The 26,613-nt window shown below is 72.3% G+C and carries 25 protein-coding genes; 15 read left to right on the top strand and 10 right to left on the bottom strand.

Features of this window, described 5'->3' with window-relative positions:
• The first annotated feature begins 6 nt into the window (after nt 1–6).
• The 5 genes from ACNTMW_RS28870 (at nt 7) to ACNTMW_RS28850 (ending at nt 5,671) form a co-directional block, all read left to right on the top strand.
• Complete coding sequence (locus ACNTMW_RS28870; RefSeq protein ID WP_426637058.1) at nt 7–1,095, top strand: glycosyltransferase family 4 protein; 1,089 nt, start codon at nt 7–9, stop codon at nt 1,093–1,095.
• On the top strand, nt 1,092–1,916 hold the full coding sequence (locus ACNTMW_RS28865) for a class I SAM-dependent methyltransferase (RefSeq protein WP_426637056.1): 825 nt from the start codon (nt 1,092–1,094) through the stop codon (nt 1,914–1,916). Before ACNTMW_RS28870 ends, ACNTMW_RS28865 begins: the two co-directional genes overlap by 4 nt.
• Before the next feature lie 145 nt (nt 1,917–2,061).
• Complete coding sequence (locus ACNTMW_RS28860) at nt 2,062–3,087, top strand: lysylphosphatidylglycerol synthase transmembrane domain-containing protein (protein ID WP_426637055.1); 1,026 nt, start codon at nt 2,062–2,064, stop codon at nt 3,085–3,087.
• 12 nt (nt 3,088–3,099) lie between these two features.
• Nucleotides 3,100–3,753 carry a GTP cyclohydrolase II gene (locus ACNTMW_RS28855; protein ID WP_426637054.1) on the top strand — a complete coding sequence of 218 codons (654 nt, stop codon included), beginning with the start codon at nt 3,100–3,102 and terminating at the stop codon, nt 3,751–3,753.
• Between the two features lie 61 nt (nt 3,754–3,814).
• Complete coding sequence (locus tag ACNTMW_RS28850) at nt 3,815–5,671, top strand: sulfatase-like hydrolase/transferase (RefSeq protein ID WP_426637053.1); 1,857 nt, start codon at nt 3,815–3,817, stop codon at nt 5,669–5,671.
• 162 nt (nt 5,672–5,833) lie between these two features.
• Here the strand turns inward: ACNTMW_RS28850 and ligD are convergent, their stop codons facing one another.
• Complete coding sequence (gene ligD / locus ACNTMW_RS28845; protein ID WP_426637052.1) at nt 5,834–6,805, bottom strand: non-homologous end-joining DNA ligase; 972 nt, start codon at nt 6,803–6,805, stop codon at nt 5,834–5,836.
• Between the two features lie 361 nt (nt 6,806–7,166).
• Here ligD and tuf point away from each other — a divergent pair, with 361 nt between their 5' ends.
• The 3 genes from tuf to ACNTMW_RS28830 all read left to right on the top strand — a co-directional run bounded on the left by tuf (nt 7,167) and on the right by ACNTMW_RS28830 (nt 10,014).
• Complete coding sequence (gene tuf / locus ACNTMW_RS28840) at nt 7,167–8,354, top strand: elongation factor Tu (RefSeq protein WP_426637051.1); 1,188 nt, start codon at nt 7,167–7,169, stop codon at nt 8,352–8,354.
• Nucleotides 8,355–8,443: 89 nt separating this feature from the next.
• On the top strand, nt 8,444–8,926 hold the full coding sequence (locus ACNTMW_RS28835) for a DUF488 domain-containing protein (protein ID WP_426637050.1): 483 nt from the start codon (nt 8,444–8,446) through the stop codon (nt 8,924–8,926).
• A 38-nt stretch (nt 8,927–8,964) separates the two neighbouring features.
• Nucleotides 8,965–10,014 (top strand): L-dopachrome tautomerase-related protein, encoded by a 1,050-nt coding sequence (locus tag ACNTMW_RS28830; RefSeq protein ID WP_426637049.1) that lies wholly within the window; start codon nt 8,965–8,967, stop codon nt 10,012–10,014.
• A gap of 95 nt (nt 10,015–10,109) precedes the next feature.
• On the opposite strand, the gene ACNTMW_RS28825 is transcribed toward ACNTMW_RS28830, so the two are convergent.
• Together ACNTMW_RS28825 and ACNTMW_RS28820 are read right to left on the bottom strand one after the other, a co-directional pair.
• Nucleotides 10,110–12,776, bottom strand: coding sequence for a putative bifunctional diguanylate cyclase/phosphodiesterase (locus ACNTMW_RS28825; protein WP_426637048.1), 2,667 nt, complete (start codon nt 12,774–12,776; stop codon nt 10,110–10,112).
• Nucleotides 12,777–12,998: 222 nt separating this feature from the next.
• Nucleotides 12,999–13,403, bottom strand: coding sequence for an STAS domain-containing protein (locus ACNTMW_RS28820; RefSeq protein ID WP_426637047.1), 405 nt, complete (start codon nt 13,401–13,403; stop codon nt 12,999–13,001).
• Between the two features lie 145 nt (nt 13,404–13,548).
• Here ACNTMW_RS28820 and ACNTMW_RS28815 point away from each other — a divergent pair, with 145 nt between their 5' ends.
• The 3 genes from ACNTMW_RS28815 to ACNTMW_RS28805 all read left to right on the top strand — a co-directional run bounded on the left by ACNTMW_RS28815 (nt 13,549) and on the right by ACNTMW_RS28805 (nt 16,454).
• The gene (locus ACNTMW_RS28815; RefSeq protein ID WP_426637046.1) at nt 13,549–14,436 is read left to right on the top strand and encodes an alpha/beta fold hydrolase; all 888 of its coding nucleotides are present in this window, start codon (nt 13,549–13,551) and stop codon (nt 14,434–14,436) included.
• A gap of 118 nt (nt 14,437–14,554) precedes the next feature.
• Nucleotides 14,555–15,775: a cytochrome P450 gene (locus ACNTMW_RS28810; protein WP_426637045.1), complete on the top strand. Its 1,221-nt coding sequence runs from the start codon at nt 14,555–14,557 to the stop codon at nt 15,773–15,775.
• A gap of 34 nt (nt 15,776–15,809) precedes the next feature.
• Nucleotides 15,810–16,454 (top strand): DedA family protein, encoded by a 645-nt coding sequence (locus ACNTMW_RS28805; protein WP_426637044.1) that lies wholly within the window; start codon nt 15,810–15,812, stop codon nt 16,452–16,454.
• A gap of 78 nt (nt 16,455–16,532) precedes the next feature.
• Here the strand turns inward: ACNTMW_RS28805 and ACNTMW_RS28800 are convergent, their stop codons facing one another.
• On the bottom strand, nt 16,533–16,790 hold the full coding sequence (locus ACNTMW_RS28800; RefSeq protein ID WP_426637043.1) for an alpha/beta fold hydrolase: 258 nt from the start codon (nt 16,788–16,790) through the stop codon (nt 16,533–16,535).
• Between the two features lie 288 nt (nt 16,791–17,078).
• Here ACNTMW_RS28800 and ACNTMW_RS28795 point away from each other — a divergent pair, with 288 nt between their 5' ends.
• Nucleotides 17,079–18,485, top strand: a complete 1,407-nt coding sequence (locus ACNTMW_RS28795; protein WP_426637042.1) for a carbohydrate-binding protein — start codon at nt 17,079–17,081, stop codon at nt 18,483–18,485.
• 55 nt (nt 18,486–18,540) lie between these two features.
• Entirely contained in the window at nt 18,541–19,056 is a 516-nt protein-coding gene (locus tag ACNTMW_RS28790; protein ID WP_426637041.1) for a DinB family protein, read from the top strand.
• A 155-nt stretch (nt 19,057–19,211) separates the two neighbouring features.
• On the opposite strand, the gene ACNTMW_RS28785 is transcribed toward ACNTMW_RS28790, so the two are convergent.
• Nucleotides 19,212–19,799: a TetR/AcrR family transcriptional regulator gene (locus ACNTMW_RS28785; RefSeq protein ID WP_426637040.1), complete on the bottom strand. Its 588-nt coding sequence runs from the start codon at nt 19,797–19,799 to the stop codon at nt 19,212–19,214.
• Nucleotides 19,800–19,869: 70 nt separating this feature from the next.
• Between ACNTMW_RS28785 and ACNTMW_RS28780 the strand changes: the two genes are divergently transcribed.
• Complete coding sequence (locus ACNTMW_RS28780) at nt 19,870–21,021, top strand: FAD-dependent oxidoreductase (protein ID WP_426637039.1); 1,152 nt, start codon at nt 19,870–19,872, stop codon at nt 21,019–21,021.
• Between the two features lie 111 nt (nt 21,022–21,132).
• On the opposite strand, the gene ACNTMW_RS28775 is transcribed toward ACNTMW_RS28780, so the two are convergent.
• The 5 genes from ACNTMW_RS28775 to ACNTMW_RS28755 all read right to left on the bottom strand — a co-directional run bounded on the left by ACNTMW_RS28775 (nt 21,133) and on the right by ACNTMW_RS28755 (nt 24,813).
• Nucleotides 21,133–21,345 carry a S1 RNA-binding domain-containing protein gene (locus tag ACNTMW_RS28775; protein ID WP_426637038.1) on the bottom strand — a complete coding sequence of 71 codons (213 nt, stop codon included), beginning with the start codon at nt 21,343–21,345 and terminating at the stop codon, nt 21,133–21,135.
• 196 nt (nt 21,346–21,541) lie between these two features.
• Nucleotides 21,542–21,826 (bottom strand): hypothetical protein, encoded by a 285-nt coding sequence (locus ACNTMW_RS28770; protein WP_426637037.1) that lies wholly within the window; start codon nt 21,824–21,826, stop codon nt 21,542–21,544.
• Between the two features lie 42 nt (nt 21,827–21,868).
• Nucleotides 21,869–23,137, bottom strand: coding sequence for an MFS transporter (locus tag ACNTMW_RS28765; protein WP_426637036.1), 1,269 nt, complete (start codon nt 23,135–23,137; stop codon nt 21,869–21,871).
• A complete protein-coding gene (locus ACNTMW_RS28760; protein WP_426637035.1) occupies nt 23,134–23,817 on the bottom strand; it encodes a helix-turn-helix domain-containing protein in 684 nt (227 codons plus the stop codon). Before ACNTMW_RS28760 ends, ACNTMW_RS28765 begins: the two co-directional genes overlap by 4 nt.
• A gap of 297 nt (nt 23,818–24,114) precedes the next feature.
• On the bottom strand, nt 24,115–24,813 hold the full coding sequence (locus tag ACNTMW_RS28755; protein WP_426637034.1) for an HAD family hydrolase: 699 nt from the start codon (nt 24,811–24,813) through the stop codon (nt 24,115–24,117).
• Between the two features lie 117 nt (nt 24,814–24,930).
• On the opposite strand from ACNTMW_RS28755, the gene ACNTMW_RS28750 reads away from it, so the two are divergent.
• On the top strand, nt 24,931–26,139 hold the full coding sequence (locus tag ACNTMW_RS28750; protein ID WP_426637033.1) for a helix-turn-helix domain-containing protein: 1,209 nt from the start codon (nt 24,931–24,933) through the stop codon (nt 26,137–26,139).
• The last annotated feature ends 474 nt before the right edge of the window (nt 26,140–26,613 follow it).

Raw genomic sequence — 26,613 nt, 5'->3', positions numbered from 1 at the left:
GTCGCGATGAGAAGCGAGCCACGAGCGCTCGCCACGACCGAGGTCCACGTCGTCCTGCCGAACGACATCGACGATCCGGCGACCCCGAGCGGAGGCAACGCCTACGACCGCCGGGTCTGCCGGGGCCTGGCCGCCGCGGGGTGGACGGTGCGCGAGCACGCCGTATACGGCGCCTGGCCCCGGCCGAGCGGCGCGGAGCGCGCCGCACTCGCCCGCGTCCTCGCCGGCCTGCCGGACGGCGCGACCGTCCTGCTCGACGGCCTGGTCGCCTCGGCCGTCCCGGACGTGCTGGTACCCGAGGCGCTCCGGCTGCGTCTGGTCGTCCTTGTGCACCTGCCGGCGGACGATGACGCCGAGAGGCGGGCGCTGGCGTCCGCGCGCGCGGTCCTCACCACGAGCGGCTGGACCAAGGCCCGGCTGCTCGACCGCTACGCGCTGGCGGGCGACCGGGTACACGTCGCGACCCCCGGGGTGGACCCCGCGCCGCTCGCCTCCGGATCCGACGCCGGTACGCGGCTGCTCTGCGTCGCGGCTGTCGCGCCGCACAAGGGGCACGACGTACTGGTCGACGCCCTGGCAAAGGTCGCCGACCTGAGCTGGGGCTGTGTCTGCGTCGGCACGCTGAACCGGGATCCCGGCTTCGTCGACCGGCTGCGCCACCGGATCGACGGGTACGGGCTCGCCGACCGGGTCCGCCTGGTCGGCCCGCGCGTCGGCGGCCGGCTCGACGCCGCGTACGCCGCCGCCGACCTGCTGGTGCTGGCGTCGCGCGGCGAGACGTACGGCATGGTGGTCACCGAGGCGCTGGCGCGCGGCGTCCCGGTCCTGGCGACGGCCGTGAACGGGCTGCCCGAGGCGCTGGGCCGCGCACCGGACGGCAGCCTGCCGGGCATCCTCGTCACCCCGGACGCTGGACCGGCCGCCGGCGGCCCGGTCCCCGCCGCCGCGCTGGCCGACGCGCTCCGCCGCTGGCTCACCGAGCCGGACGTGCGGCGCGAGCTGCGACGTTCGGCCCGCGCCCGGCGCGACACGCTCACCGGTTGGGCGGTCACCACCGACATCGTCTCGCGAACCCTCATGGAGGTCTCCGCATGACCGTTGACGTACCCATCGTCACCCCGGAGTGGCTGCGACTGCGGGAACCGGCCGACGCCGCGGCCCGCGCCGCGGACCTGGTCGAACCGCTGCGCCGGCGGTTCTCGGGCGGCGACCGGCTGGTCATCCACGACCTGGGCAGCGGTACCGGATCGATGGCCCGCTGGCTGGCCCCCCGGCTGCCCGGCCCCCAGCACTGGGTCCTGTACGACCGGGACCCCGACCTGCTGGCGCACGCCACGGCCGGCCCGATCGGTCCGGCCGCCGACGGCGCACCCGTCACCGTCGAGGCGCGGCAGCGCGACATCACCCGGCTGACACTCGACGATCTCCACGACGCCTCCCTTATCACCGCATCGGCGCTGCTGGACATGCTGACCGCCGACGAGGTCGAGCGGGTCGTGGCGGCCTGCGTCGAGGCCGGCTGCCCGGCGCTGCTGACCATCTCGGTGATCGGCCGGGTGGACCTGACACCCCCCGACCCACTGGACGCGGCGGTCGCCGCGGCGTTCAACGCCCATCAGCGCCGGACCACCGGCGGCCGGACCCTGCTCGGACCGGCCGCGGTCGACGCGTGCGCCGAGGCGTTCCGCCGGCGCGGCGTCGGCGTCGCGGTCCGGTCCAGTCCGTGGCGGCTCGGCGCGGACCAGGCCGACCTGACGGCCGAGTGGTTCCACGGTTGGCTGGGCGCGGCGTGCGAGCAGCAGCCGGAGCTGGCCGGCCCGGCGGAGGCGTACGCGGCCCGCCGTCTGGCGGAGGCCGCGGCGGGCCGGCTCGGCGTCGTGGTCGACCACCACGACCTCCTCGCCGGCTGTGTGTGAACCGGCTGCGGGTGGGCCGGCTGTGCGTGAACCGGTGCCGCCGGCGGTGCGTGTCTGGCAGAAGACGCTCATCCCAAGGAGGCCCGTTGCACGGCGTACCGGTACCGACTCTCCGATCCCGCTCGCACCAGGGGCGGGTGCCCCGGTGACGCGGTCGTTCTGGGTCTGGGCCCGCCCGCTCGCCGGGGTGGGGATCCTCACCGTCCTGCTGTGGCGTCTCGGTACCGGCCCGTTCCTGGCCGGGCTGCGCGAGATCGACGCCTGGGCGCTCGCCGCGGCGCTCGGCATCGGCGCGCTGACCACGGTCTGCTGTGCGTGGCGCTGGAGTCTGGTCGCCCGTGGCCTCGGCGTGCGGCTGCCGTTGGGTACGGCGGTGGCGCACTGCTACCGGTCGGTGTTCCTCAACGCTACGCTGCCGGGCGGGGTGCTCGGCGACGTCCACCGGGCGGTGAGCCACGGGCGGGACGCCGGCGATGTCGGCCGCGGCATCCGGGCGGTGGTCTGGGAACGTACCGCCGGGCAGGCCGTCCAGCTCGCGATGGCGGTGGTCGTCCTGACGGCGTTCCCGTCGCCGGTGCGGGCGTACCTGCCGGCGGCCGTCGCGGTCGTGGTGGCGGTCGGGCTCGGTGCCGTGCTCCTGTTCCTGCTGTCCCGGGCCGCGCCGCGCGGTGGGCTGCTGTCGCGCCTGGCGACCGGCGACCGGTTCGCGCGCCTACCGCGCGCGCTGCGTGCGGCCCGGGCGGACCTGCGCGAGGGGGTGCTCGCACGCGGCACCTGGCCGGGCATCGTGCTGGCGTCCGTCGTGGTCGTGGCGGGTCACCTGGCGACGTTCGTGATCGCGGCGTACGCGGCGGGCGCCACCGCGCCACTGTCCCGGCTCGTACCGTTGACGCTGCTGGCACTGCTGGCGATGGGACTGCCGGTGAACGTCGGCGGCTGGGGGCCCCGCGAGGGCGTGGCCGCCTGGGCCTTCGGCGCGGCCGGCCTGACCGTCACGCAGGGCGTCGCGACGGCTGTGGCGTACGGGGTGCTGGTCCTCGTGTCGAGCCTCCCCGGCGCCGGTGTCCTGATGCTGCCGCGGATCGGCCGGGTGTGGCGGAGCTGGCGGACGCCCGTGGTCGCCGGCCGGAGCCGGGTACCCGTCGCCGTCGGTCAGAGAAGCCCCGTGTGAAGGAGGATACGAATGGATGAGACGCTGCCGGTCGCAACGATCCGGACGCAGGTGACCGTACCCTTGCGATTCCCCGACGGATACGCCACGACCGCGCGCGTGTTCTCCTTCGACGGGTTGGTGGACGGGCGGGAACACCTCGCGATCGGCCTGGGCGACTGGGCCGGCCCGCCGGAGGCGTACCCGGTCGACGGGCCCGCGCCGCTGGTCCGCCCGCACAGCGAGTGCCTGACCGGAGACGTGCTCGGCAGCCAGCGGTGCGACTGCGGCCCGCAGTTGCGCGAGGCGGTCGAGCGCATCGCGGATGCCGGCGGCTTCCTGCTCTACCTACGGCAGGAGGGTCGGGGCATCGGGCTGTACGCGAAGCTCGACGCGTACGCGCTTCAGGACGCCGGCCTGGACACCTACGAGGCGAACCTGGCGCTCGGCCGCGGTGAGGACGAGCGCGACTACACCGCCGCCGCGCAGATGCTCGCCGCCCTCGGCGTGGAGCGCTGTGCCCTGCTGACCAACAACCCGGACAAGGACGAGCAGCTCAGCCGGCTCGGCGTGAAGGTGACCGAGCGGGTACCGACCGGCGTGTACCTGTCCCCGGCGAACGCCGGCTACCTGGCGGCGAAGGCCAGCCGGGCCGCCCGCAAACCCGATCTCCCATTCGCCTGCTGACCGGAGCGGACCCGGGACAGCCACCAGCCAGTAGCGGACCGCACGCAGAAAGGATCTCGCGGTGTCGTTCTTCACGCACCTTCGTGGGCGACCGGCGCCGGCCGGCGCTGCCGGACCGGGTCACCCGACGGTGGACGGCGACAGGGCCCCGGGGGACGAGCCCGCGGGTGACGGGGCCACCGAGGACAGTGCCGCGGGTGACGGGGCCACCGAGGACAGTGCCGCGGGCACCGGGGCCGACGGTCGTACCGGAGCGCGTCGGGTCGTCGCTCGGGTGACCACCGTCCTGGCCGGCCTGTTCGTGTTCGTCGCCCTGGTCCTTCCCGACCAGCTCGTACGACTGCGGCCCGGCGCGCTCGTGCAGATCCCGCTGGAGGGGGTCCTCGGCGTCGCGCTCCTGCTGGTCCTGCCGGCGACGGCGAGACGGGTGGGCGCGGCGGTCGCCGGGGTGGTCCTCGGACTGCTGACCATCCTGAAGCTCACCGACCTGGGCTTCTACGCGACGCTCGGCCGGCCGTTCGACCTGGTGCTCGACTGGGGCCTGCTCGGTGACGCCGTGGGTACGCTCGGCCGGTCGACCGGCCGGGTCGGCGCGGCCGCCGCCGCGGTCGCGGTCGGGGCGCTCGCCGTCGCCGTACTCGTCCTCATGGCCCGGTCGGTGCAGCGCCTGAGCCGCCTCGCGGCCCGGCACCGGACCGTCGCGGCCCGCGCCGTGGCGGTGTCCGGGGTCGCCTGGATCGCCTGCGCCCTGCTCGGCGCGCAGCTCGTCCCGGGCGTTCCGGTCGCCTCCCGCAGCACGGTGGCGCTGGCCTACGGCAGTGCGCGCCAGGCCCACACGAGCCTGACCGACCCGCGGGTGTTCGCCGCGCAGCGGGCCGTCGACGCGTTCCGCGACACCCCGGGTGACCAGATGCTGACCGCGCTGCGCGGCAAGGACGTCATCTTCTCTTTCATCGAGAGCTACGGCCGTAACGCGGTGGAGGATCCGGCGCTCGCGTCGATCGTCGGCCCGGTGCTCGACGACGGAGCCCGCGAACTGGCCGCCGCCGGGTTCGCTTCCCGCAGCGCCTTCCTCACCTCGTCGACGTACGGCGGCGCGAGCTGGACGGCCCACGCCACGCTCCAGTCCGGCCTGTGGATCAACAGTCAGCAGCGCTACCGCGCGCTCACCGCGAGCGACCGGCTGACGCTGGCCAGCGCCTTCCGGCGCGCCGACTGGCGAACGGTCGCCGTCATGCCGGGCACGGCCGGGGCCTGGCCGGAGGGTGCGTTCTACCGCTTCGACCAGATCTACGCCGCGCAGAACCTCGGGTACCGCGGCCCGGCGTTCACCCTGGGCACCATGCCGGACCAGTACACCCTGTCGGCCTTCCAGCGCCTCGAGTACGGCCGGCCGGACCGGGGGCCGATGATGGCCGAGATCGAGCTCACCTCCAGCCACGCGCCCTGGGCGCCGGTACCCCGTGCCATCGACTGGAACGACGTGGGCGACGGCTCGGTCTTCACTCCGATGGTCAAGGAGGGTGACCAGCCGGACTACGTGTGGCGCGACCAGTCCCGGATCCGCACCGCGTACGCGCGCTCCATCGCGTACTCGGTGGGCACCCTCATCGACTGGGTGAAGAACTACGGCAACGACAACCTCGTGCTCGTCTTCCTCGGCGACCACCAGCCCGCCGTCGTCACCGACATCGGCGCCAGCCGGGACGTACCGGTCACGATCGTCGCCAAGGATCCGGCCGTGCTGGACCGGATCTCCGGGTGGGGCTGGCAGGACGGCCTGAAGCCCGGTCCGGGAGCCCCGGTCTGGCGGATGGATTCCTTCCGCGACCGGTTCCTGACCGCGTTCGGGTCGCAGGGCGGCCCCGTCCGGTCACCGGCGGGGTCGGTACGGTCGGCGACCCCGCCGGTCCGGTGACCGTCGGGATCGCGGCCGGCCGGAGCCGGCCGCGTTCCCGGTAGCCGTGGTCCCTTTCAGCAGCCACGTCCGGCGCACCTCCCGCCGATCATCGGTGGCCGTCACCGTCCGATGGGGACGACGTGCGGGTTCTAGCCGGCAGGAGCGGGCGGCGCCGGGCGGTCAGCCCGCCTCGCGGCGGGCGCGGGCCCGCCGTCGGCCCTCGTGCATCGCCTGTACCCGGGCGGGTGGGATCGTGTGACCCTCGGCGACCAGGTCGGCGTCCAACGGCTGCGGCCGGAGTGCCGGGCCGGCCCACGGGTCGTCACCGGCGACCAACCCGGGCACCGTGCGGACGGTGAAGTCGGCGGGGGTCACGCGGTCGAGGTCGTCCCAGGCCACCGGGAACGACACCGGCAGGCCCGGCCGGACGCGCGGACTGTACGCCGCCACCACGGTCGCCCCGCCGGCCCGGGTCGAGTCGAGGAACACCTTGCCGGCCCGGTCTTCCCGGATGAAGGCCGTGGTGGCGAGCGCGGGGTCCAGGCGCTCGGCCCGGGCCGCGACCGCACGGGTCGCCGCGGCCACGTCGTCGGCCGCCCACCGCGGGTCGACCGGCACGAACACGTGCACGCCCTTCGCACCGCTGGTCTTGACCAGCCCGGCCAGTCCAACCTCGGCCAGGACCTGGCGGACCAGGTGGGCGGCGCGGACGGCCAGCCCGAACGACCCGTCCGCCGGCGGGTCGATATCGAGCACCAGGTGGGTGGGGGAGTGCGGGCGGTCGGTGCGGACCAGCGCCGGGTGGTACTCCACGGCGCGCTGGTTGGCGAACCACAGCAGGGTGCGGCGGTCGTTGCACAGCGCGTAGGACACCTCGCGCTGCGACGCCTCCGCCCACAGCGGCACGGTCGGTACCCAGGGCGGGGTGTACCGGGGGACGTTCTTCTGCATGAACGGCGCCTGGCCGCGCAGCACCCGGACCACCGACAGCGGCCGGTCCCGCAGCTGCACGAGGATCCGTTCGGCTACCGCGTCCAGGTAGTCCACCAGGTCCCGCTTGGTCGCGTCGGCACCGTCGAACAGCGGCTGGTCGAGATTGGTCAGGGTGACCTCGTCGCGTACCTCGTCGCCGCCCGGTTTCCTGCTGCCCATCGGGTCACCTTCCCGGCCGGCGGACCGGCCGTCAACTCCGCCCGGGGCAGGGCCGGGAAAACCGGTTGGCCGGCCGGTAGCCCGGCCCTACGGTAGATGCCATGTTCGCCGTGATCGGTATCGCGCACCCGGCAGGTTCGTGCCTGCCGGTCGTTGCCGTGCCGGCCCGGCTGGATAGCGGCGCGCGACGCTGACCCTCCTCCCGCTCCAGCAGAACCCACGGAGGAGGGTGGCCTGAGTCCCGGAGCCGCCCCTCGGGTGCGGTCCGGGCCGCGCGGTTCTGGCGCGATCCTCCGCGGAGTGGCACCCGCGGCGCGTACCTCCCGCCCGCCGACCACGTTGCGTCGCAAAGGACGTCACCATGGCCAAGAGCCAGTTCATCCGTACCAAGCCCCACCTCAACATCGGCACGATGGGGCACGTCGACCACGGCAAGACCACCCTGACCGCGGCGATCACGAAGGTGCTCGCGGAGCGTCACCCGGCGGTCAACCGGTTCGTGTCGTTCGACGGCATCGACCGCGCGCCGGAGGAGATCGCCCGCGGCATCACGATCAACATCGCGCACGTCGAGTACGAGACCGCCAGCCGCCACTACGCGCACGTCGACATGCCCGGTCACGCCGACTACGTGAAGAACATGATCACCGGTGCGGCGCAGGTCGACGCCGCGATCCTCGTGGTGTCGGCGCTGGACGGGGCCATGCCGCAGACCCGCGAGCACGTGCTGCTCGCCCGGCGGGTCGGTGTGCCGTACCTGGTCGTCGCCATGAACAAGGCCGACGCCGTCGACGACCCCGACCTGCTCGACCTCGTTGAGCTGGAGGTGCGGGAGATGCTGACGGAGTACGGGTTCCCCGGCGACGAGGTACCCGTGGTGCGGGTCTCCGCGCTGCGCGCGCTGGCGGGCGACCCCCGGTGGGTGGCCTCGGTCGCGGAGCTGCTCGACGCGGTCGACCGGTACGTGCCGGTGCCGCCCCGGGAGCTGGACCAGCCGTTCCTGATGCCGATCGAGAACGTGCTCGCGATCACCGGGCGCGGCACGGTCGTCACGGGCGCGGTCGAGCGCGGCTCGCTGCGGGTGGGCGACCCGGTCGAGGTGGTCGGGCTCGGCCAGACGCTGTCAACGGTGGCGACCGGGCTGGAGACGTTCGGCAGGTCGCTGGAGCGGGCCGAGGCGGGTGACAACGCCGCGGTGCTGCTGCGCGGCGTCAAGCGCGACCAGGTGCAGCGCGGGCAGGTCGTCGCGCTGCCCGGGACGGTGCGCCCGCACCGGCGGTTCACGGCGCGGCTGTACGCGCTCACGGCGGCCGAGGGCGGCCGGCACACCCCGTTCTTCGGTAACTACCGGCCACAGTTCTACTTCCGTACCACCGACGTCAGCGGTGCGGTCGACCTCGGCGAGCTGCCGATGGTCCGGCCCGGTGACACGGTCGTGCTGGGGGTGGAGCTGAGCCGGCCGGTGGCGATGGACCCCGGGCTGGGCTTCGCGGTCCGCGAAGGCAACCGTACGGTCGCCGCCGGCACGGTCACCGAACTGCACGACTGACCGTCCGTTCCGCAAGATCCGTGCAATGTCGCGAACACTGCTGCGTCGGCCCGCCCCGATGCCGCAAAGATTGCGACATTGCACGGATCATGGGCGCGACGCGCACCATGCGCCACACGGGCGGGTTCGTGCCGGCGCGAACCGGGCAGGAGGTACCCGTGGTGACCGTGCCGCGGGTGACCGCCAAGCGCGTCTACGACGAGCCGGACGACGCCGACGGCGCCCGGATCCTGGTCGACCGGATCTGGCCGCGCGGCCTGCGCCGGGACGCGGCGCGGCTGGACGACTGGCTGTCCGACGTCGCGCCCTCCCACGAGCTGCGCCGCTGGTACGGCCATGATCCGGCCCGGTTCGCGGAGTTCGCCGACCGGTACCGGGCCGAGTTGGCCGACGCGGAGCACGCCGCGGCGGTGCGGCGGCTGCGGGAGTACGTCGACGCCGGCCCCACCACGCTGCTCACCGCCACCCGGGATCTCGCGCACGCCCAGACGGCGGTGCTCGTCGACCTGCTCACCGCCGGCGGCCGGTTGGTCGACGCGCGGGAGAGGCATCAACGGCGACGGCCCGGGTAGCTCACCGCGTTCGGACACCCTCGCCGAGGAGTTCACTGATGGCCGGCCTGCCCACCGCGGTGGACGTACGACTCGCCCCTGTGCTCGACGCCGACCGGGTCTGGAACGCCGTCACCACCACCCGCGACGAACGGACCTTCGTCGGCTTTCCATCCGCCGACGGCCCCGGCGTCCAGGTGGCCGAGGTGACGTCCGACGGCGGGATCACACCGTACCCGGACGAGTCCTGGAACGCCGTCCGCGACGACCACAACCCCGACGGGGCGTACGTGCGGGTGAACGCGCTCCGGACCGGCCCGGACGGCCGGCTGTGGATCGTCGACGCCGGGGCGCCGGGCATCGGCGCACCGGCGGTCCCGGGTGGCGCCCGGCTGATCGTGGTCGACCTGACCGCCGACCGGGTGGCGCAGATCCACGATCTCGGGCCGGCGACCCGGGACACCAGTTACGTCGACGACCTCCGGTTCAACGGCGACACGATCTACCTCACCGACGCCGGGGCGCCCGGCCTGATCGTGTTCCACCCCGGTACCGGCACCGCGCGCCGCGTGCTCGACGGCCATCCCAGTACGGTCGACAGCCGCCCGCTGTACGCGGACGGGAAGGTGCTGCGCGGCCCGGCCGGCAACGAGGCGCGCGTGCACGCCGACCAGCTCGAGGTCTCACCCGACGGGCAGTACCTGTACTACCAGCCGGCGTCGGGCCCGCTGTGGCGGATCGGTACCCGCTGGCTGGACGACCCGGAGGTGCCGGCCGATACCCTGGCCGGCCAGGTGGAGCTGTGGCTGGACACGCCGACCACCGGCGGTACCGCCATCGACGCGGCCGGCGTCATCTACCTCGGCGACACCAACAGCCGGCGCATCCTGAGGATCTCGCCGGACCGCCATGTACAACCCCTGATCGCCGACCCGCGGCTGATCTGGCCGGACGCCATGTGGATCGACAGCGACGGCTTCCTGTGGGTACCGGCGGCGCAGCTCAACCACACGCCCGGGTTCAACGGCGGCAAGCTGGCGGTGGACTACCCGGTCTGGATCTACCGGACGCGCATCGACACCGGACCGGCGCCCAACGACCACCCCTGAACCGGCCCCGACCGTCCGTCCGACCGACTGTCCGTCCGTCCGGCCGGCTGTCCGGCGGCCGGCCGGCTGTCCGGCGGGCCGACCGGCGGGCCGGCTCAGGCGGCGCAGGCGGCGTCCTGCTCCAGCTTCCCGGACAGCTCGGCGGCGCTCAACGGGCGGCTGAAGTGGTAGCCCTGCGCATACCGGTAACCCAGCTCGTAGAGGATCTCGGCCTGGTCCCGGGTCTCCACGCCCTCGGCCACGGCCCGCAGGTCGAGGCCGGCCGCGATCTCGATCAGCGCGGTGGCGATGACGACCGACTCGCCGGCGACGGCGATCTCGTCCACGAACGACTTGTCGACCTTCAACACGTTGGCCGGGCAGGTGCGCAGCAGGCCCAGCGACGAGTGGCCGGTGCCGAAGTCGTCCAGCGCGATCCCTACCCCCAGCCGGTCCAGCGCGCGCAGCGTCTCCAACGCGGTACCGCTGTCGAAGACCGCGGTCTCGGTCACCTCGACGACCAGCGACTCCGGCGCGATCCCGGTCTCGGTGAGTACCTCGGCCACGGTCTCGGCGAACCCGGGGTCGCGTAGCTGCCGGGCCGACACGTTGACGCTCATGAGGTCCGGCGCGCCCGCGCCGAAGCGGGTCCGCCACTCCACCGCCTGCCGGCACGCCTCCGCCAGGATCCAGCGCCCGAGCGGCAGGATCAGGCCGTTGCGTTCGGCGACCGGGATGAACACGTCCGGGCGTACCGGGCCGCGTTCGGGGTGATACCAGCGGATGAGCGCCTCGACGCCGGCCACCTCGCCGCCGGGGAGCCGCACGATCGGCTGGTAGGCCAGGGACAGCTCGGCCTTGCCGAGGTGCGGCAGCCGGCAGCTGTCGAGGGCCTGCCGCAGCTGCGCGCCGAGGCGGGCGTCCTCGCTGCTCTGCGCGTCCATGGACAGGTCGTACCGGGCCGAGCGGCTCTTGCCGCGCTCCTTGGCCGCGTACATCGCCACGTCCGCGCGGCGCAGCAGTTCCGCCGGGTCGGCGTCGTCGTCGGCGTCCGCGACCCCGATGCTGGCCTGTACGAGCAGGTCGTGCCCGTCGGCGGAGACGGGCCGTTGCAGGTCCTCGGCGAGGCGGCCGAGCAGCTCGTCCGCCTCGGCATGGGTACGGCCGGACAGCAGCACCGCGAACTCGTCGCCGCCCAGGCGGGCGACGGTGTCGCCGTCGCGGACCCCGTCGCGCAGCCGGCGGGCGATCTCCACCAGCAGGTTGTCGCCGACCCCGTGGCCCAGCTCGTCGTTGATGAGCTTGAAGTCGTCCAGGTCGATGAGGGCGACGTGCAGCCCCGCCGCCGTGGCCCGGGCCGCAGCCAGCCGCTCGCTGAAGACGGCGCGGTTGGGCAGGCCGGTGAGTGCGTCGTGGGTGGCTTCGCGGTGCAGCCGTTCCTGCAGTACGCGGGCCTCGGTGACGTCGCGGGCGTTGCTGACGTAGCCCTCGACGCTCGGGTCCGCCAGCAGGTTGGTGTTGACCACTTCCAGCCAGCGCCAGCCGCCGTCGGCGTGCAGGTAGCGGGCCTGGTACGTGATCGAGGCACCGGGGGTGGCGGTGATCGCCGGGAACCGCCGGACCAGCACCGCGTAGTCATCCGGGTGCAGGAAGCGGACCACCGGCGCGCCGATGACCTCGTCGGGCCGCCAGCCCAGCGTGCGCTGCACGGCCGGGCTGGCGAACGTGAACCGGAAGTTGGCGTCGAGCACGGTGACGATGTCGGAGGAGTGCATCAGCAGCGAACGGAACCGCTCCTCCTGCCGGCTCATCCGCAGCAGGCTGGCGTCGAGCTGCTGAATCAGGTCGATGTTGTCGGCGAGGCTGACCAACTGGCGTACGACCACCACCGTGGTGATGCCGAACACCCCGGCGAGCCCCAGCCACGCCCGCGCTCCCAGGTCCGCGGGGAGGATCACGATGAGCGCGCCGTACCCGACGGCGACCGCGATGTACGGCAGCGCGCTGTAGTGCCGGCGGGTACGCCGATGGTGCTCGCCGGCCCGGACCGTCAGCTCCTGTACCCGGAAGACCGCGACGATCAGGACCGACGGCAGCAGCCGCAGGCCGACCACCGCGCCGTTGCCGTGGAGGTGGGGTACCGCGGACAGGTAGATTCCCAGCCCCTGCAGCAGCGCGTCGCTCAGGCCCAGCAGGGCCGCCGGGCGGCCCATCGGCGCCGCCCCGCTGAGCAGCAGCCGGGTCGCCGACAGCGCGATGGTCAGCATCAGCGCCGCGCAGAGCAGGATCGTGCCGGTACCCGCGCCGGTGCCGACGATCGCCAGCGCGAGGACGCCGGCGCCGAGCAGGACCGTGCCGGAGTCCAGCCAGAACCGCAGCCCGGCGTGGGCACCCTTGTCGACCCGGGGGTAGGTGAGCATGACGAGCAGGATCAGCGCCATCCCGGCGGCGAAGAACGTGGTCTGCGCCGGCCCGGCGGTCAGGCCGCCGACCGGATGGCGGACCGCGGTGAGCACCGCCTGGACGGTGTCGCCGACCGTGAACAGCGCCAGGGCCACGGCGAACGCCAGGTGCAGGCGGCGGGACGGGCGCGGGGTGGCGGGCAGCCGGGCCACCCGCAGCGCGAACCAGGCGCTGGCCAGGTCCAGCGGCGGCTGCACCACCCAGAACGCGACGGCGCGGGCGTGCGGGGTCTGCGGTACCAGTGCGAACCAGGCGAGCGACCCGACGCTGAGTACGGTGAGCAGCACCAGTGTCGGGTCCCGCCATGGTGGTACCCGCACCAGGTCATTTCGGTCACCCACGGTTACGGGGGCGCGGCGCTGCACAGATCCTTCTCCCGCCTCGAGCCGGTACCCGTAGATCGGCCGGTTCGGCGGTGACCTGAGGATTGATGGCGAGAGCGCGGCTCCGGTGGCGGGCTCCCCGGGCGGGTACGATCGGCGTCCGGTGCTACCCGTTATGCGGTTATATATCCCGACGGTCTCTCAGGCCGGTGTCGCCGCTCAGGCCGGTGTTGCCACGGTGCCTGTTGCCACGGTGCCTGTTGCCACGACGTCCTGGCCGGCGCGGTCGGCGTCACTGTCGGTCGGCGGTACGCCGAGGATGCCGGCCAGGCCGACGGCCTCCAGCTTCTGGCGCATGAAGGGGCTGGGATCCGCCATGCCGAACCGGGTGTTCTGGCGGCTGGCCAGGCGGTAGGCGCCGACCAGCGCGCGCAGCCCCATGGAGTCCATGAAGGTCACCCCGGCGACGTCGACGATCAGCCGGTCGGGTCGCTGCCGGGTGAGCGCGTCGACCAGGGCGCCCCGCAGCAGGTCGGTGGTGCGCAGGTCGAACTCGCCCCGCGCGGTGACCACGACAACGCCGTCGGGCCGCCGGCGGGTGCTCACATGGGCGAGCGTCGACATCACGACCTCCTCGTCGGCGTAGCAGAGTTATGGCCCACGCATCGGCAACCCTAAACATCACGACGCCGTGCGCCGTCCCGGCGCGGTACGTTCGGCAGCACGGGTGCGACCCGGGTTGACAAGCCGCGACGAGAGGAGCGCCGCCGTGAGCGACACGCAGGAGAGCACCACCTCCGGGGCCTTCCCGCGGACGACATACCTTCGGGTCGACGGAGGACGGATCGCCTACGACGAGGCGGGCCACGGCCCGGCGGTGCTGTTCTCACACGCCGGCATGGCCGATCGACGCATGTGGGAGTCGCAGTTCCGGGCGCTGTCCGCGAACTGGCGGGTGATCCGGTACGACTGGCGCGGCGTCGGCGAGTCGGACACGGCGGTCGGCCCGGTGTGCCACTACCAGGACCTTCTGGCGGTGCTGGATGCGCTCGCCGTCGACGACGCGGTGTTGGTGGGTTGCTCGATGGGCGGCGCCTATGCCCTCGATGCCGCCCTCGCGGCGCCGACCCGGGTCCGTGGCCTGGTTCTGATCAGTTCAGGACTGTCGGGGCACGTCTGGCCGGCGGAGATGCGGCGGTACACCGGGCAGGCCGTGCGCGCGGCGGTGCCCGCGGAGCGGCTGGCGCTCTACCAGGCTCGGGCGGCCGACGAGGCGCGCGCCGAGGACGTCGACGCGATGGCCCAGGCCCAGGCCCGGCTGCTGGTCGCCGGCCCGAACCGCAAGCCCGCCGACGTGGAGCCGGCCACCTGGCAGTTGGCACTGACCATGCTGCGGGACCTGTTCACCCGCGAATGGTCCGCCCCTGCTGTCGCCGAGCGGCAGCTCGAACCTCCGGCCGTGAACCGCCTGGCCGAGGTGCGAACGCCGACGGTCGTCGTCAACGGAGCCGAAGACCTGCCCTGGCTCCAGCAGGTCTCCGACCTGCTCGGCGCCGGCATCCCCGGGGCCCAACGGGTCGACCTCGCGGGCACCGCCCATCTGGCGCCGGTGGAACGCCCGGATGAGGTCACGCGCGCCATCCAGCGCATCCTGTGAGGAGGGGCGTCACGACCCGGCATTGGCCGTCGCGGCAACGGAAACGTCGCGTTGCCGCGCCGGCCCTTCCGCCGGCCGGGGCAGCCCGCGCATGCTGGACCGGTTCGGGAGGAGGGCCATGACCGGTACGGTGGATCGCGGCGCCGTCGGCGAGGTGGTCGCCGCGCTCGGCGCGCCGGCCGGGCAGGCCGATCCGTACCCGATCTACCGGCGGCTGCGGGCGTGGGGGCCGGCGGTCACCGCACCGGACGGGACGCTGTTCGTCACCGGGTACCGGGCCTGCGCGGCGCTGCTGCGCGACCACCGGCTCCGCAAGGAACCCCAGCTGCGACTGGCGGCGGCGGGCTATCCACAGTGGTGGGACCGGCCGTCACTGCGCCTGCTGTTCACCAGCATTCTCACCATCAACCCGCCGGAGCACACCCGGCTGCGCCGCCTGGTCTCGACGGCGTTCACCCCACGCCGGGTCGCCGCGCTGCGACCCGCGGTCGAGGCGATCGTCGCGGAGCTGTGCGAGCGGACCGCCGGCGAGACCGACTTCGTGACCGCGTTCGCGTTCCCGCTGCCGGTCACCGTCATCGGTGAACTGCTCGGGGTGCCCTCCGGCGACCGGCCGATGTTCCAGGACCTGGTCCGCGACTGGACGGCGGTGCTGGACACGCTGGCACCGGACAGGGTCGGCCGGGCCGACACGGCCGCCGTGACCATCCGCGACTACCTGGCCGACCTGGCCGCCCAGCGCCGTGCCAGCCCGGCCGACGACCTGATCTCGGCGCTGGTCGGTGCGACCGGCGCCGGCGCGGACCGGCTGACCGCCGACGAGCTGACGACCATGGCGGCGCTGCTGCTGGCCGCCGGGTTCGAGACGACCACGCTGCTGCTGGCCAACAGCCTGGTCGCGCTGCTCGACCATCCCGAGCAGGCCGCCCGGCTGCGGAAGCGGCCGGACCTGGCCGAGGCCGCGGTCGAGGAGTTGCTGCGCTACGACTCGCCGGTGCAGTTGCTGTCCAGCCGCAGCTCACCGGTTGACGTCGAGATCGGTGGGGTCGCCCTGGCGGCCGGGCAGCAGATCGTCACGCTGCTCGGCGCGGCCAACCGGGATCCGGAGGTGTTCACCGATCCCGACGTGCTCCGGCTGGACCGCGCCGAGGCGCCGCCACTGTCGTTCGGCGGCGGCGTCCACCACTGCCTGGGCGCCCCGCTGGCCCGGCTGGAGACCAGGGTCGCGCTGCCCGCCCTGCTGACCCGGTTCCCGCGACTGGCGCTGGCCGGAACGCCGGAGTCGCGCGAAGGGCTGGCCCTGCACGGCTACTGCCACCTGCCGGTGCACGCGCGGTAGGTTTCCGCCGCCCGGCCGTGGTCAGGAGGCCAGGGTGAGTCATCCGCTGCCCGGTCCGCTCGCCCATGCCGCGCCGCTGCTGGACCGTTACGGGTACGCGGTGGTCGCCATCTTCGCGTTCGTGGAGGGTTTCGGGGTGCCCGTCCCCGCGGTGACCGTGCTGGTCGCCGCGGCCGTCTACGCCGGTGCCGGCCACCTGAGCGTCGCCGGGGTGGCCGCCGTGGCCGTCGTCGGGGCGATCCTGGGCGACAACGTCGGGTACGGCCTCGGGCGGCTGCTCGGCCGCCCGGCGGTCCTGCGCTGGGGTCATTACGTCGGGCTGACCGAGGCCCGGGTACGGCGGGCCGAGGGATTCCTGTGCCGGGGCGGCGGCAACATCGTCGTCGTGGCGCGCTTCATCGACGGGCTGCGCCAGACGGTGGGCCTGGTCGCCGGTACGGTCGGCATGCCCTGGCGGCGCTACTTCGTCCGGGACGCGATCGGCGGGGTGCTCTGGGTCGGGGCGTGGCTGACGCTCGGTTACCTCACCGGCGAGGACATCGGCCGGGTGTACCCGCTGGTCACCCGATACTTCTCGTACCTCGTCGCCGCGGCCGTCGTGCTGGTGGCCGGGGTGGCGGCCTGGCACCTGTGGCGGCGCCACCGGCACGCGGTGCGCACGCGCCGGCCCGCTGCCTGAATGACGGTCCGCCGGCCGGACTGACGGTCCGCCGGCGTCCTGAGCGCCGCCCCGCCGGCGTCCTGAGCGCCGCCCCATTCAGGACTCGGCGGCGACGCGGTCGAGCCACTCCCGTACCAGGGCATCGAACAGGGCTGGCTGATCGATCTGCAGGTTGTGCCCGGCCACGTCGACCACCGCGAAGCTCGCGCGCGGATAGTGCGGCAGCAGTGCGAACTGGTCGACGTAGCCGACGCTGTCGTCCTGGCGGCCGGTCAGGATAAGGGTCGGCCGCTCGAACGGCGCGCCGCCCTCGGGATCGTCGGTGAGCCGCCAGCGTCGCTCGATGCGCGCCATCGCGCCGGTGTCGGCGAGGTCAGCCGAGCATCAGCCGGTGGTCGGGGGTCCATCCGTGCAGGGCCAGCACCGGCGTGCCGGCCCCCTTCTCCACGAAGTGCAGCGGCACGGACGTACGTTCGGGCATCGCGGATCCTCACCTGACTCGGTCGCGGCAACGGAGCGGGCAATGATCCCATCCGCGCATCCTGCCGGTGGGTACCGACAATTTCCGGCCCTCGCCCGAGCGGTTACTTTGAAGACAGTTAACTGATAGCATTCCTTCCTGTCGATGGGTTGGGGGATGCCATGAGCGCTCGACGTCGGGCTGTTGCCCTGGTGGCCGGTGCGGCGATGGCCGTCACGATGGGGCTCGTCCTCGCGCCGAGCGGCCGCGCCGCGCTGGTCGGCGGCTCCGCCGGTACGGTGCTCGCGGCCGGCTCCACCGGCACGGTGCTCGTGGCATGCTCCGCACCGGCGTGGGCCGAGGGCACCAGCTACGCGGTGGGCGCCCGGGTCACCTACAACGGCCGGCTGTACGAGGCGCTGGTGGCGCACACCGCGTACCCGGGAACCGGATGGAACCCGGCGAGCACGCCGTCGCTGTGGAGGGACCTCGGCGCCTGCGACGGCGGCGCCCCGTCACCCACGGTCACGCCGACGCGCTCGCCGTCTCCGTCCCCGTCGCCCACCCGGTCACCGTCGCCGTCACCCACCGCCACCGGTGCGCCGTCGCCGACGTCCCCGCCGCCCGGGTCGGCCACCTGTGCGGTCAAGTCGAGGCCGACGGGCAAGGTGCTCCAGGGGTACTGGGAGAACTGGGACGGCGCGGCGAACGGGGTGCACCCGCCGCTCGGCTGGATCCCGATCACCGATTCCCGGATCCGGGCGCACGGCTACAACGTGATCAACGCGGCGTTCCCGGTCATCCGCTCGGACGGCACCGTGCTGTGGTCCGACGGCATGGACGCGGGCGTGAAGGTCGCCACGCCGGCCGAGATGTGCCAGGCCAAGGCGGCCGGGGCTACGATCCTGATGTCGATCGGGGGCGCGGCGGCCGGCATCGACCTGAGCTCCACCGCCGTCGCCGACCGGTTCGTGGCGACGATCGTGCCGATCCTGAAGACGTACAACTTCGACGGCATCGACATCGACATCGAGACCGGGCTGTCCGGCAGCGGCAACATCAACCAGCTGTCCCCCTCGCAGGCGAACCTCATCCGCATCATCGACGGCGTACTCGCGCAGATGCCCGCCAACTTCGGCCTGACGATGGCGCCCGAGACGGCGTACGTCACCGGCGGCAGCGTCACGTACGGCTCGATCTGGGGTGCCTACCTGCCGATCGTGAAGAAGTACGCCGACAACGGCCGGCTGTGGTGGCTGAACATGCAGTACTACAACGGCAGCATGTACGGCTGCTCCGGCGACTCGTACTCGGCCGGCACGGTCGAGGGGTTCACCAAGCAGACCGACTGCCTCAACCGGGGACTGGTCATCCAGGGCACGACGATCCGGGTCCCCTACGACAAGCAGGTACCCGGACTGCCGGCGCAGCCGGGCGCCGGTGGTGGGTACATGTCACCGTCGCTCGTGTCGCAGGCCTGGAACAGCGAGTCGGGTCAGCTCAAGGGCCTGATGACCTGGTCGATCAACTGGGACGGGTCGAAGGGCTGGACCTTCGGTGACAACGTGAAGGCCCTCCAGGGGCGTTGACGCCGATGGATAAATGCGGTGCGGGGCGGTTCCGGTCTGGGTAACGTCGGCGCGCATGACGAATTCCCGTAGCCGCCCGCCCTTCGTGGCCGACGAACGGACCCAACTGCTCGGCTGGTTCGACCTGCAGCGCGAGATCATCCACTACAAGTGCGAAGGGCTGTCCGAGGCGGACGCCCACCGGTCCGTCCTGCCGGCCTCGCCCCTGATGACGGTGGCGGGTATCGTCTCCCACCTGCGCTGGGTCGAGCACGCCTGGTTCGAGGTGCTCTTCCTCGGCGGGTCGGCCGAGCACAACCCGCAGTTCGCGAAGGAGCCCGAGGACGCCGAGATGCGGGTCGAGGGCGTCCCGCTCGCGCGGCTGCTGGAGGAGTACGAGCGGCAGTGTGCGGTATCGAACGAGATCATCTCGGCTCATTCGCTGGACGAGGTGGGCAAGCACCCCGACTTCGGCTCCGCCGCCGCGACCCTGCGGTGGATGGTGATCCACATGGTCGAGGAGACCGCCCGGCACGCCGGTCACCTGGACACCATCCGCGAGCTGCTCGACGGGCGGAAGGGCTACTACTGACCCGGATCGGCTACTGACCCGCACCGGCTACTGACCGGCACCGGCTACTGACCCGCACCGGCTACTGACCCGCACCGGCTACTGACCCGGATCGGTTGCTGAGCCGTACCGTCGCGGCTGCGGCGCCGATCCCCGGCACGTCGTCGCGTGCTCTGCTATGGCGCGGTGTGCAGCGCCCCGCGGACGAGCGCTTCGGCGAGTGGGCGGACGAACTGCGGCGTCGCCGCCTCCGGTGGCCCCGTCACGAGGGCGAACAGCGCGCCGCCGTACATGATCATCATGATGGGGACCGCCGCCGGGGGGATGGGCAGGCGGTGGGCGGCGTGGTGCTCCGCGGTGAAGACCGCGGTACCTTCCATCATCGCGTCGATCTCCGCGGCGAGCGCCGGGCGGCGCAACCCTTCCAGGCGAAGTTCGAAGATGGCCAGGTAGCGGCGGCGGTGCACGGTGGCGGCGAGGATCAGGGACTCGGTGATCAGGTCGATCGCCTGCTCCTGCCACGGTGCGTCGGGGTCGGCGACGCGGGCCGTGTTCATGTCTGCCTGATGCTGCGCGACCACCCGGCGGACGACCGCGAGCAGGAGTGCCTCGCGGCTGCGGAAGTAGTTGGAGGCGGTACCGGCCGGCAGTGCGGCCCGACGCTCCACGGACCGGTGGGTGACGCCGTGGACGCCCTCGTCGACGAGCAGTTCGAGGGCGGCGTCGGCGAGCTGCGCCCGGCGCTGGTCGTTCGGTGGCGGCATGCCCTCAGCATATGGCAGCATCCGTAGTACTACGATCGTAGTTAATAAATTGATGTGGATGGGTGGCGGCATGGACGTTGTCGTGGCGGGCGCCGGTGTCGGCGGCCTGGCGCTGGCCCGGGGCCTACGGGCGGTACCCGGCGTGGCGGTGCGGGTGTGGGAACAGGCGCCGGAGGCCCGTACCGGCGGGGCGGCGGTCACCATCTTCAGCAACGGCGCGGCGGCTCTGGCCGGCCTCGGCGCCCCGCTCGGGGAGCTGGGCGGCCGGATCGACACGCTGCGGTTCCTGACCTCGAAGGGGCCGGAGTTGATGACCGTCGACCTGACGGTGATGGCCCGCCGGACCGGCTTCCCGGTCGCCACGGTGCCCCGGGACCGGCTGATCGCTCATCTGGTCGCCGGGCTTCCGTCCGACACCGTCCAGTATGGACGCCAGGTGGCCGCGGTCGTGCCGCACGACCAGGGTGTCACGGTCGTCGACGGGCGGGGCGATCGCCACGAAGCCGACGTGCTCGTGGGTGCGGACGGACACCGGTCCGCGGTACGCCATGCGATCCTCGACGGCGCCCCCGCCCGGTTCTGCGGCTGGACCACCTGGCAGGGCCTGACCCCGATCGTGCCGGAGGTGGCGTACGGGCGTACCGGCGTCTGCGTCGTCGGCCCGGCCGGCCTGTGCGGTCTGATGCCGGCGGGCGAGGGTCTCCTCCAGTGGTGGTTCGACGTTCCCGATCGGGTCGGGGAACCGACGATCGCCGAATCGCCGGTCGCCGTACTGCGGGACCGGTTCGCCGGGTACGCCGGGCCGGTGCCGGCCGCGCTGGACGCCATCAAGGACGCCGACATCGAGTCCTTCCCGCACGTCCTGCACGAGGTGCCCGACCGGTGGGGCAGCGGGGCGGCCACCCTGCTCGGCGACGCCGCCCACGTCTTCCCGCCCTCGCAGGCGCAGGGAGCCAACCAGGCGCTCGAAGACGCCTGGTTGCTGACGCGGGCACTCGCCGCGGGCGGGCGGGAGATTCCCGCCGTGCTTCGCCGGTACGAAGCCAAGCGGGCGCCGCGGGTCCGCCGGGTGTCCCGGATGGCCGCCCGTGAGACGACGAACAAGGAGGTCAACCCGCTGGTCGCGCGGGCCGCCCGGCTCGTGCCCGCCGGGGTCGCCGGCCGCGCGCACACCCGTCTCATCCGGAGTTTCAGCAGCGTGCTCACCGACGAGCGGATCTGATCCGGCGGCGGTCCGCTCGGGTGTGCGGATCGCCCGATCGCCGCGATAATGCGATGGGCGCTGATCCGGGGGAGCCCATTTCCCCCGGATCAGCGCTCACCTAGGCCGGAGTCACCGGGCCGGGGCCAGGCTGAACCGCTGCTTCTCGGTGTCGATCTCAAGGATCTTGACCGAGACGCGGGTGCCGACCGGCCAGGACTGCTGGTGCGCCAGACCGGTGAAGCCGTCGGACTCGACGAACGAACCGAACGGCACCTGCTTGGTCACCACGCCTTCGATCACGTCACCTACCTGGTGACGGGCGAGGAAATCCTGCCAGCTCATGCTTGTCACCTCCTTCCGTTACGAGTGGCGGTACGCACGTCTCGCAACGGGGGCGGGCCTCTCGCCCGCGCGGTGATCAAGCGCCGGCCGGGTGCCCGTTCTGTGTGCGGCGCATGGCCGACCCGGCAGTCATGGGCCCGATCCTAACCGACCTGGCGGGAGATCCGAAAGGGACAGTCGGCGGCGCCCGGCGTTGTCATCCGGTCACGTCGCGTACGGCCAGCAGCTCGATCTCCGCGCCGGACGACTCCAGCAACGGGGCGCCCGCGGCGCGGCGCGGGTCGGCCCGGTAGGCGGCGAAGTGCTCGTCGCTGGGGAAGGAAACCACGTGCGCCTCGATACGGTCGTCCACCGTGCGCAGCCGTCGCTCCAACCGCCCGCCGTGCTCGGCGAGCAGTGGAAGAACCGCGTTCTCGTAGGCGTCGAAGGCGTCCAGGCTTCCTTCCGGGAGCCGGGCGACCATCAGGTACGTGACGGTCATGTGAACCCCTTCAGGCGCGACACTGGCTGGGTTGGGATGCGGTCACGGTACGGCGACGTCATGGCGTTCGTCGGCCGGGAGCGGGTCGGGGCGGCGCATCTGGCGCCAGGCCGGGAAGACGACGGGCGCGAGCGTGGTGATCAGATACGCGGCGCCGAACACCAGTAGTGCCGTGTGCACGTCGAGGGCTTCGACGGCGTACCCGCCGACCAGCGCCCCGAACGGGGTGCCGATCCAGGCGCTGGCCCGTACCGCACCGAGGACGCGGGCCCGTAGCTCCTCGGGGATCCGCTCGTACGACGTGGTCCCGATCACGGCGTTCAGCGAACCGGCGAACACCTCAGCGACTCCGACAACGGCGACGACCGGCGACAGCGTTCCGGTCATGGCGAGTACGAAGAACCGTGGTGCGCCGCCGAGGATGAAGCCCACGGTGTAGAGCGCCCGCCGGGACACCCGAGGCCCGAGCCATGCGCCGACCAGGTTGCCCAGGACGGCGCCCAGGCCGCCGACCCCGACGATGACACCGAGCGCCCCGGCCGACCCGACCTCGTCGCGCACCCAGACCGGAAGCATCACCTCTATCAGGCCCTGGTCGAGCAGGTTGGTCAGGGCGACCATGGTGATGATCCCGAGCAGTAGCCGGTCGCCCGCGACGAACCGCAGCCCGGCCGTGAGGTCGTGCCAGTAGCGGCGCAGGGCAGGCGCGGCTTCGGTGTCGGCTTCGACCGTGGGTTGCTCCGCGACACGTACCCAGATCGCTCCGATCGCGGCGGCCGCGGCGAAGGTCGCGGCGTCGACGGCGACCGCCACCGGCGAACCGGCGAGCGTGACCAGCACACCGGCCAGCGGTGCGCCGAGCAGCAGCGCGGTGCGGTGGGCCGCCGCGTTGACGCCGGCCGCCCGCTCCAGCGTGATGCCGCCGACGCCGGCGGTGGCCGGGACCAGCGCGCTGTTGGCGCAGTCGGCGGCGCCGCGGACCAGGCCGGCCAGCGCGACGAGAGTCAGCAGCGCGGGCAGGGTGAGGCCACCCGCGGCATACAGCACTGGGATCGCGCCGACCACGACGGCGGCCACGCTGTTGCCCCAGACGAAGGACCGGCGCAGCCCGATACGGTCGACCAGCGGACCGGCCAGGGCCTGCGCGGCAACGTACGGCATCATCGTGGCGAACCCGACGAGGCCGGTCTTGGCCGCGCTGCCGGTGGTGGTCAGCACGAGCCACGGGATCGCGATCGCCGACATCGAAGTGCCGGCCACCGAGATGACGAGCGAGGTCTGCAGCGCCACGAACGGCGCGCGGCGCCTCACGACGGATCCTCCTCGGACGGCAGGTCGTCGGGCAGCATCTGGAACTGGAAGGTGGCGCGGTGCGTTCCGGGGCGCCGGCCGACCGTGCCGGGCGCGCGGCGATAGCGGTCGATCAGCGTGTGGACCTCCGCCGCGAGCGCCCGTGCCTCGTCGTGGGTCAGCTCGATGGCCTTCTCGGCGAAGGTCCACGGCAGCGTCGGCAGTTCGTCGAGCCGGCCGGCGAGGCTGTTGACGTAGGAGAGCATGCGCTCGTAGTACGTGCCGATCACGATGCGCATGTACTGCTCGGCCACCTCGGCGGTCTCCGGGTCACCGGGGTCGTCGGGGGAGCGGAAGCTGAACGCGGAGGACCGGTACGTCGTGCGCCACCAGCGGTCGCGCCCGTTGCCGCGCGCGGTGTCGTCCTCCACGAAGCCGAGGTCGGCGAGCATCCGCAGGTGGTAGCTGGTCACCCCGCTGGACTGGCCGATCCGGCGGCCGAGCTGCGACGCGGTGGCCGGGCCGTCGGTCTCCAGCAAGGTCAGCAGCCGCACCCGGATCGGGTGCACCAGTCCCCGCAGGCGTCGCGGGGTGAGCATGAGGTCGCGGGACGGGTCGAACGGGAAGGGCCAGCCGCCGGGCGGGGGAGCCGGTGTGGCGCCGGGCTCGTCCGGCAGCCCTGATGATTCAGCCTCATCCATGTGGTCACGGTAGACCGCAGAGGTTATTTTGCAAAGGTATCTCTGCGGTCTGTTGCGGGTGGAGCTGGCGACCACGACGTCGGGCGCTGGTCACCGTCGTGCCAGTGAGACGCCACCGGCGGATCCTGGCCGCCAGCCACCGTGGCCTGCCCGAATCCGCTGCCGCGTGCGATGCACGGCGCCGCGAGCGAGTGCCGTCAACGTTTCCCTGCGCTCGCGACCGGACCGAGCCAGGGCGAACGCAGTGACGCGTCACGACATACGGCGTCACGGTCCTCGCGGCGAGGGTTGCGGAGATCAGTCTGCGCCGCGCATGAGTGCTTCCTGTACCGCGTCCACCAATCGTTGCGTCTCGATCAGGTCCGGAATGACGCGATCGGCTCCCGCCCTGCGCAGCTCGTCCTCACTGTCACGGCCGGATGCGACCGCCACGATCTGTGCTCCGCCCTGACGGGCTGCGGTCACGTCGCTCGTGGTGTCGCCGATGATCACCGTGTTGCCGTCGTCGAACCGGGTTCGGTACTTCGCCCCTGCGCGATCCTGTGCCACCGGCACCAGCTTGGCCCGCTCGCTGTCGTCCTCACCGTATGCGCCGACCTCGAAGTCAATGGGCGTCGCCAGGTCGAATACCCGCAGCTTCGTGAACGCTACTTCCCTCAGGTTTCCGGTGAGGACGGTCTGCACCGTGCCTGGTACGGCGGCCAGAGCGGTCAGCGCCTGGCCCGCGCCGGGTAGGGCGCGTCCCGTGTTCCGCAACAGGTCGGCGTGCTGCTCGTACTGCCTGGCCAGTTCGACCGCGTACCGCTTCTGGTGATCATCCGTGGGTTCGATGCGGTGCATGCGTAATGTCTCGGTCAGGATGGCCTGCTCGGTCTTGCCGGTCACGTCCGCCTGCTCGACCATTTCCCGATTGGTGATTGTTTCGAAGGCCGCCCGATAGAACCGACTGCCCAGTCCTGCCGTTTCGATCAGGGTATGGTCGATGTCCCACAGCACCAGGGAGCGCCTGGATGGATGAGTGGCCATGGCCCGAGTCTTCCACGTTCGGCGTAGCCTGCTGACAAGCGCGCGTACGACTTTCTTCAACCGGCTTCATCCCGTGAGGCAGTGGTCATGGAAATCGACGAGTGGATGCTCGGGTACCGCATCGCCAGTCACCGGGTTCGGCGTGGACTGACCCAGGAAGAGCTCGCTGGACTGGTTGGCATCTCCCTGTCCATGATGAAGAAGATCGAGTCAGGCGACCGGTCGGTAACCCGCTTCTCGCAGCTTGTACTGTTCGCGCGCGCACTCCGCCTTACGGACCTACGCGAACTGACTGGCGTGCCGTTCTCGCTTCTGCCGGCGGAGCGCCACAGGCATCCCTCCTCCGACGCCGTCTACTCCGCGCTCATGGATCAAGGTGTGCACGCCGCCGAACCTCCGGATCTCGATGGCCTGGCGGGCAGGATAGAAGCAGCGTGGCAGGGGTGGCAGTCACCATCGGCGTTCCGCTATGACGCAGTAGGTCAGCAGTTGCCGGAACTCATCAGGCAGGTTCAGGGGGCGGTTCGGCGCCATGTGGCCGGCGAGAGACGACAGGCGCTGCGATTGGCTAGCAGGCTGTACCAACTGGCGCGAACCTGGACCAAGCGCGTCGGTGAGCATGACCGGTCACTCCTAGCGGCGGACAGAGCGGTATCGTGCGCGCTCGATGCCGATGATCCGGAGTTGGCGGCCGCCGCAGCCTGGAACTTGGGCATGATCCTGTCCGCCCAAGGGAGGACGGCGCAGGCACGTGAGGTCGTCCGCCGCGCGATAGAAGATCTGACGGGACGCATGGTCAAGGCTTCACGTGTACGCCTGGCCGTGTACGGCAGCCTGCACCTCCTTGGGGCGGCTGAAGCCTCCCGCGCTGGCGACGACGCCGAAGTCCACCGGCTGCTCGGGACTGCTACGCGGGTAGCGAACGCCACGGGCGAGACGAACTGCTTTCGGATGGTGTTTGGGCCTACGAACGTTGCAGTACACCGGGTGGCAGCGGCGGTCGAGCTTGGCCGTACCGGAGAGGCGCTGCGACTGGCGGAGCGAGTACCGATCAGCACGGCACCCGCAGTCGAGCGACGGCTCACTTTCCACCTGGACGCCGCTCGCTGCTATGTCTGGAAGCGAAACAACGTGGCCGCGGTCCACATGATTCAACGCATCCACCAGGAGTCGCCTGAAGAGTTGCGCTTCAACACTCAGGTACGCGACATGCTCCGCGAGCTTAGCGGCCAGGCCAAGCCTGCCGTGGAGGCGGGTCTCCGGCCGCTGCTTGAGGCAGCGAACATGCAACGCTAGTCGATCCTCGACCGGTCCGGGTACACCCCGCGTGTCCTCCACACGGGGTGTCCTGTCGTTTCTGTGGACCCCCATAGCGTCGCCAGTCGTAGCGAACCGACGTTGACTCTCGCCACAACTGGCCGGATGTGCCGCACCCGCCCAGCAGCCGCTTGTGCCGGGCCAGCAACCCACGCCCGATGCCGGGCTCGTCGTGGTGGGATCCCTACCCAATGGAGCTGGACGCATGGCACCGGTACCTCCGCCATCCTTCGATCCGGACCAACCACCACTCGACCCACCGGACGGCTGTCCGCGCCCTATGGTGTGGCGGCTGGCGCGCGGCCTCTGGCAGGCGCACCAGCCGTCGGTCACGTCCCGCGAGATGGTGTAGATCGCCTGCGTGAGGCTCTGTGCGCTGTTCAGTTTTCCGGTCGATAACCGGCTGGGCAACGGGTGTGGCTATGCGGCGGCGAGTTCGGTGGTCGTGGCGGC

The organism is Planosporangium spinosum (assembly GCF_049999945.1).
In the GTDB taxonomy this organism is placed as follows: Bacteria; Actinomycetota; Actinomycetes; order Mycobacteriales; family Micromonosporaceae; genus Planosporangium; species Planosporangium spinosum.
Note: the sequence above shows the minus strand (reverse complement) of the source record. Positions and strands in the feature narration are given on the sequence as shown.

Excerpts from the sequence above, each read along its gene's own strand:
- ACNTMW_RS28870 (WP_426637058.1), top strand. The coding sequence starts at position 7 with ATGAGAAGCGAGCCACGAGCGCTCGCCACGACCGAGGTCCACGTCGTC.
- ACNTMW_RS28865 (WP_426637056.1), top strand. The coding sequence starts at position 1,092 with ATGACCGTTGACGTACCCATCGTCACCCCGGAGTGGCTGCGACTGCGG.
- ACNTMW_RS28855 (WP_426637054.1), top strand. The coding sequence starts at position 3,100 with ATGGATGAGACGCTGCCGGTCGCAACGATCCGGACGCAGGTGACCGTA.
- ligD (WP_426637052.1), bottom strand. The coding sequence starts at position 6,805 with ATGGGCAGCAGGAAACCGGGCGGCGACGAGGTACGCGACGAGGTCACC.
- tuf (WP_426637051.1), top strand. The coding sequence starts at position 7,167 with ATGGCCAAGAGCCAGTTCATCCGTACCAAGCCCCACCTCAACATCGGC.
- ACNTMW_RS28835 (WP_426637050.1), top strand. The coding sequence starts at position 8,444 with ATGGGCGCGACGCGCACCATGCGCCACACGGGCGGGTTCGTGCCGGCG.
- ACNTMW_RS28830 (WP_426637049.1), top strand. The coding sequence starts at position 8,965 with ATGGCCGGCCTGCCCACCGCGGTGGACGTACGACTCGCCCCTGTGCTC.
- ACNTMW_RS28820 (WP_426637047.1), bottom strand. The coding sequence starts at position 13,403 with ATGTCGACGCTCGCCCATGTGAGCACCCGCCGGCGGCCCGACGGCGTT.
- ACNTMW_RS28810 (WP_426637045.1), top strand. The coding sequence starts at position 14,555 with ATGACCGGTACGGTGGATCGCGGCGCCGTCGGCGAGGTGGTCGCCGCG.
- ACNTMW_RS28800 (WP_426637043.1), bottom strand. The coding sequence starts at position 16,790 with ATGGCGCGCATCGAGCGACGCTGGCGGCTCACCGACGATCCCGAGGGC.
- ACNTMW_RS28795 (WP_426637042.1), top strand. The coding sequence starts at position 17,079 with ATGAGCGCTCGACGTCGGGCTGTTGCCCTGGTGGCCGGTGCGGCGATG.
- ACNTMW_RS28790 (WP_426637041.1), top strand. The coding sequence starts at position 18,541 with ATGACGAATTCCCGTAGCCGCCCGCCCTTCGTGGCCGACGAACGGACC.
- ACNTMW_RS28785 (WP_426637040.1), bottom strand. The coding sequence starts at position 19,799 with ATGCCGCCACCGAACGACCAGCGCCGGGCGCAGCTCGCCGACGCCGCC.
- ACNTMW_RS28780 (WP_426637039.1), top strand. The coding sequence starts at position 19,870 with ATGGACGTTGTCGTGGCGGGCGCCGGTGTCGGCGGCCTGGCGCTGGCC.
- ACNTMW_RS28775 (WP_426637038.1), bottom strand. The coding sequence starts at position 21,345 with ATGAGCTGGCAGGATTTCCTCGCCCGTCACCAGGTAGGTGACGTGATC.
- ACNTMW_RS28770 (WP_426637037.1), bottom strand. The coding sequence starts at position 21,826 with ATGACCGTCACGTACCTGATGGTCGCCCGGCTCCCGGAAGGAAGCCTG.
- ACNTMW_RS28760 (WP_426637035.1), bottom strand. The coding sequence starts at position 23,817 with ATGGATGAGGCTGAATCATCAGGGCTGCCGGACGAGCCCGGCGCCACA.
- ACNTMW_RS28750 (WP_426637033.1), top strand. The coding sequence starts at position 24,931 with ATGGAAATCGACGAGTGGATGCTCGGGTACCGCATCGCCAGTCACCGG.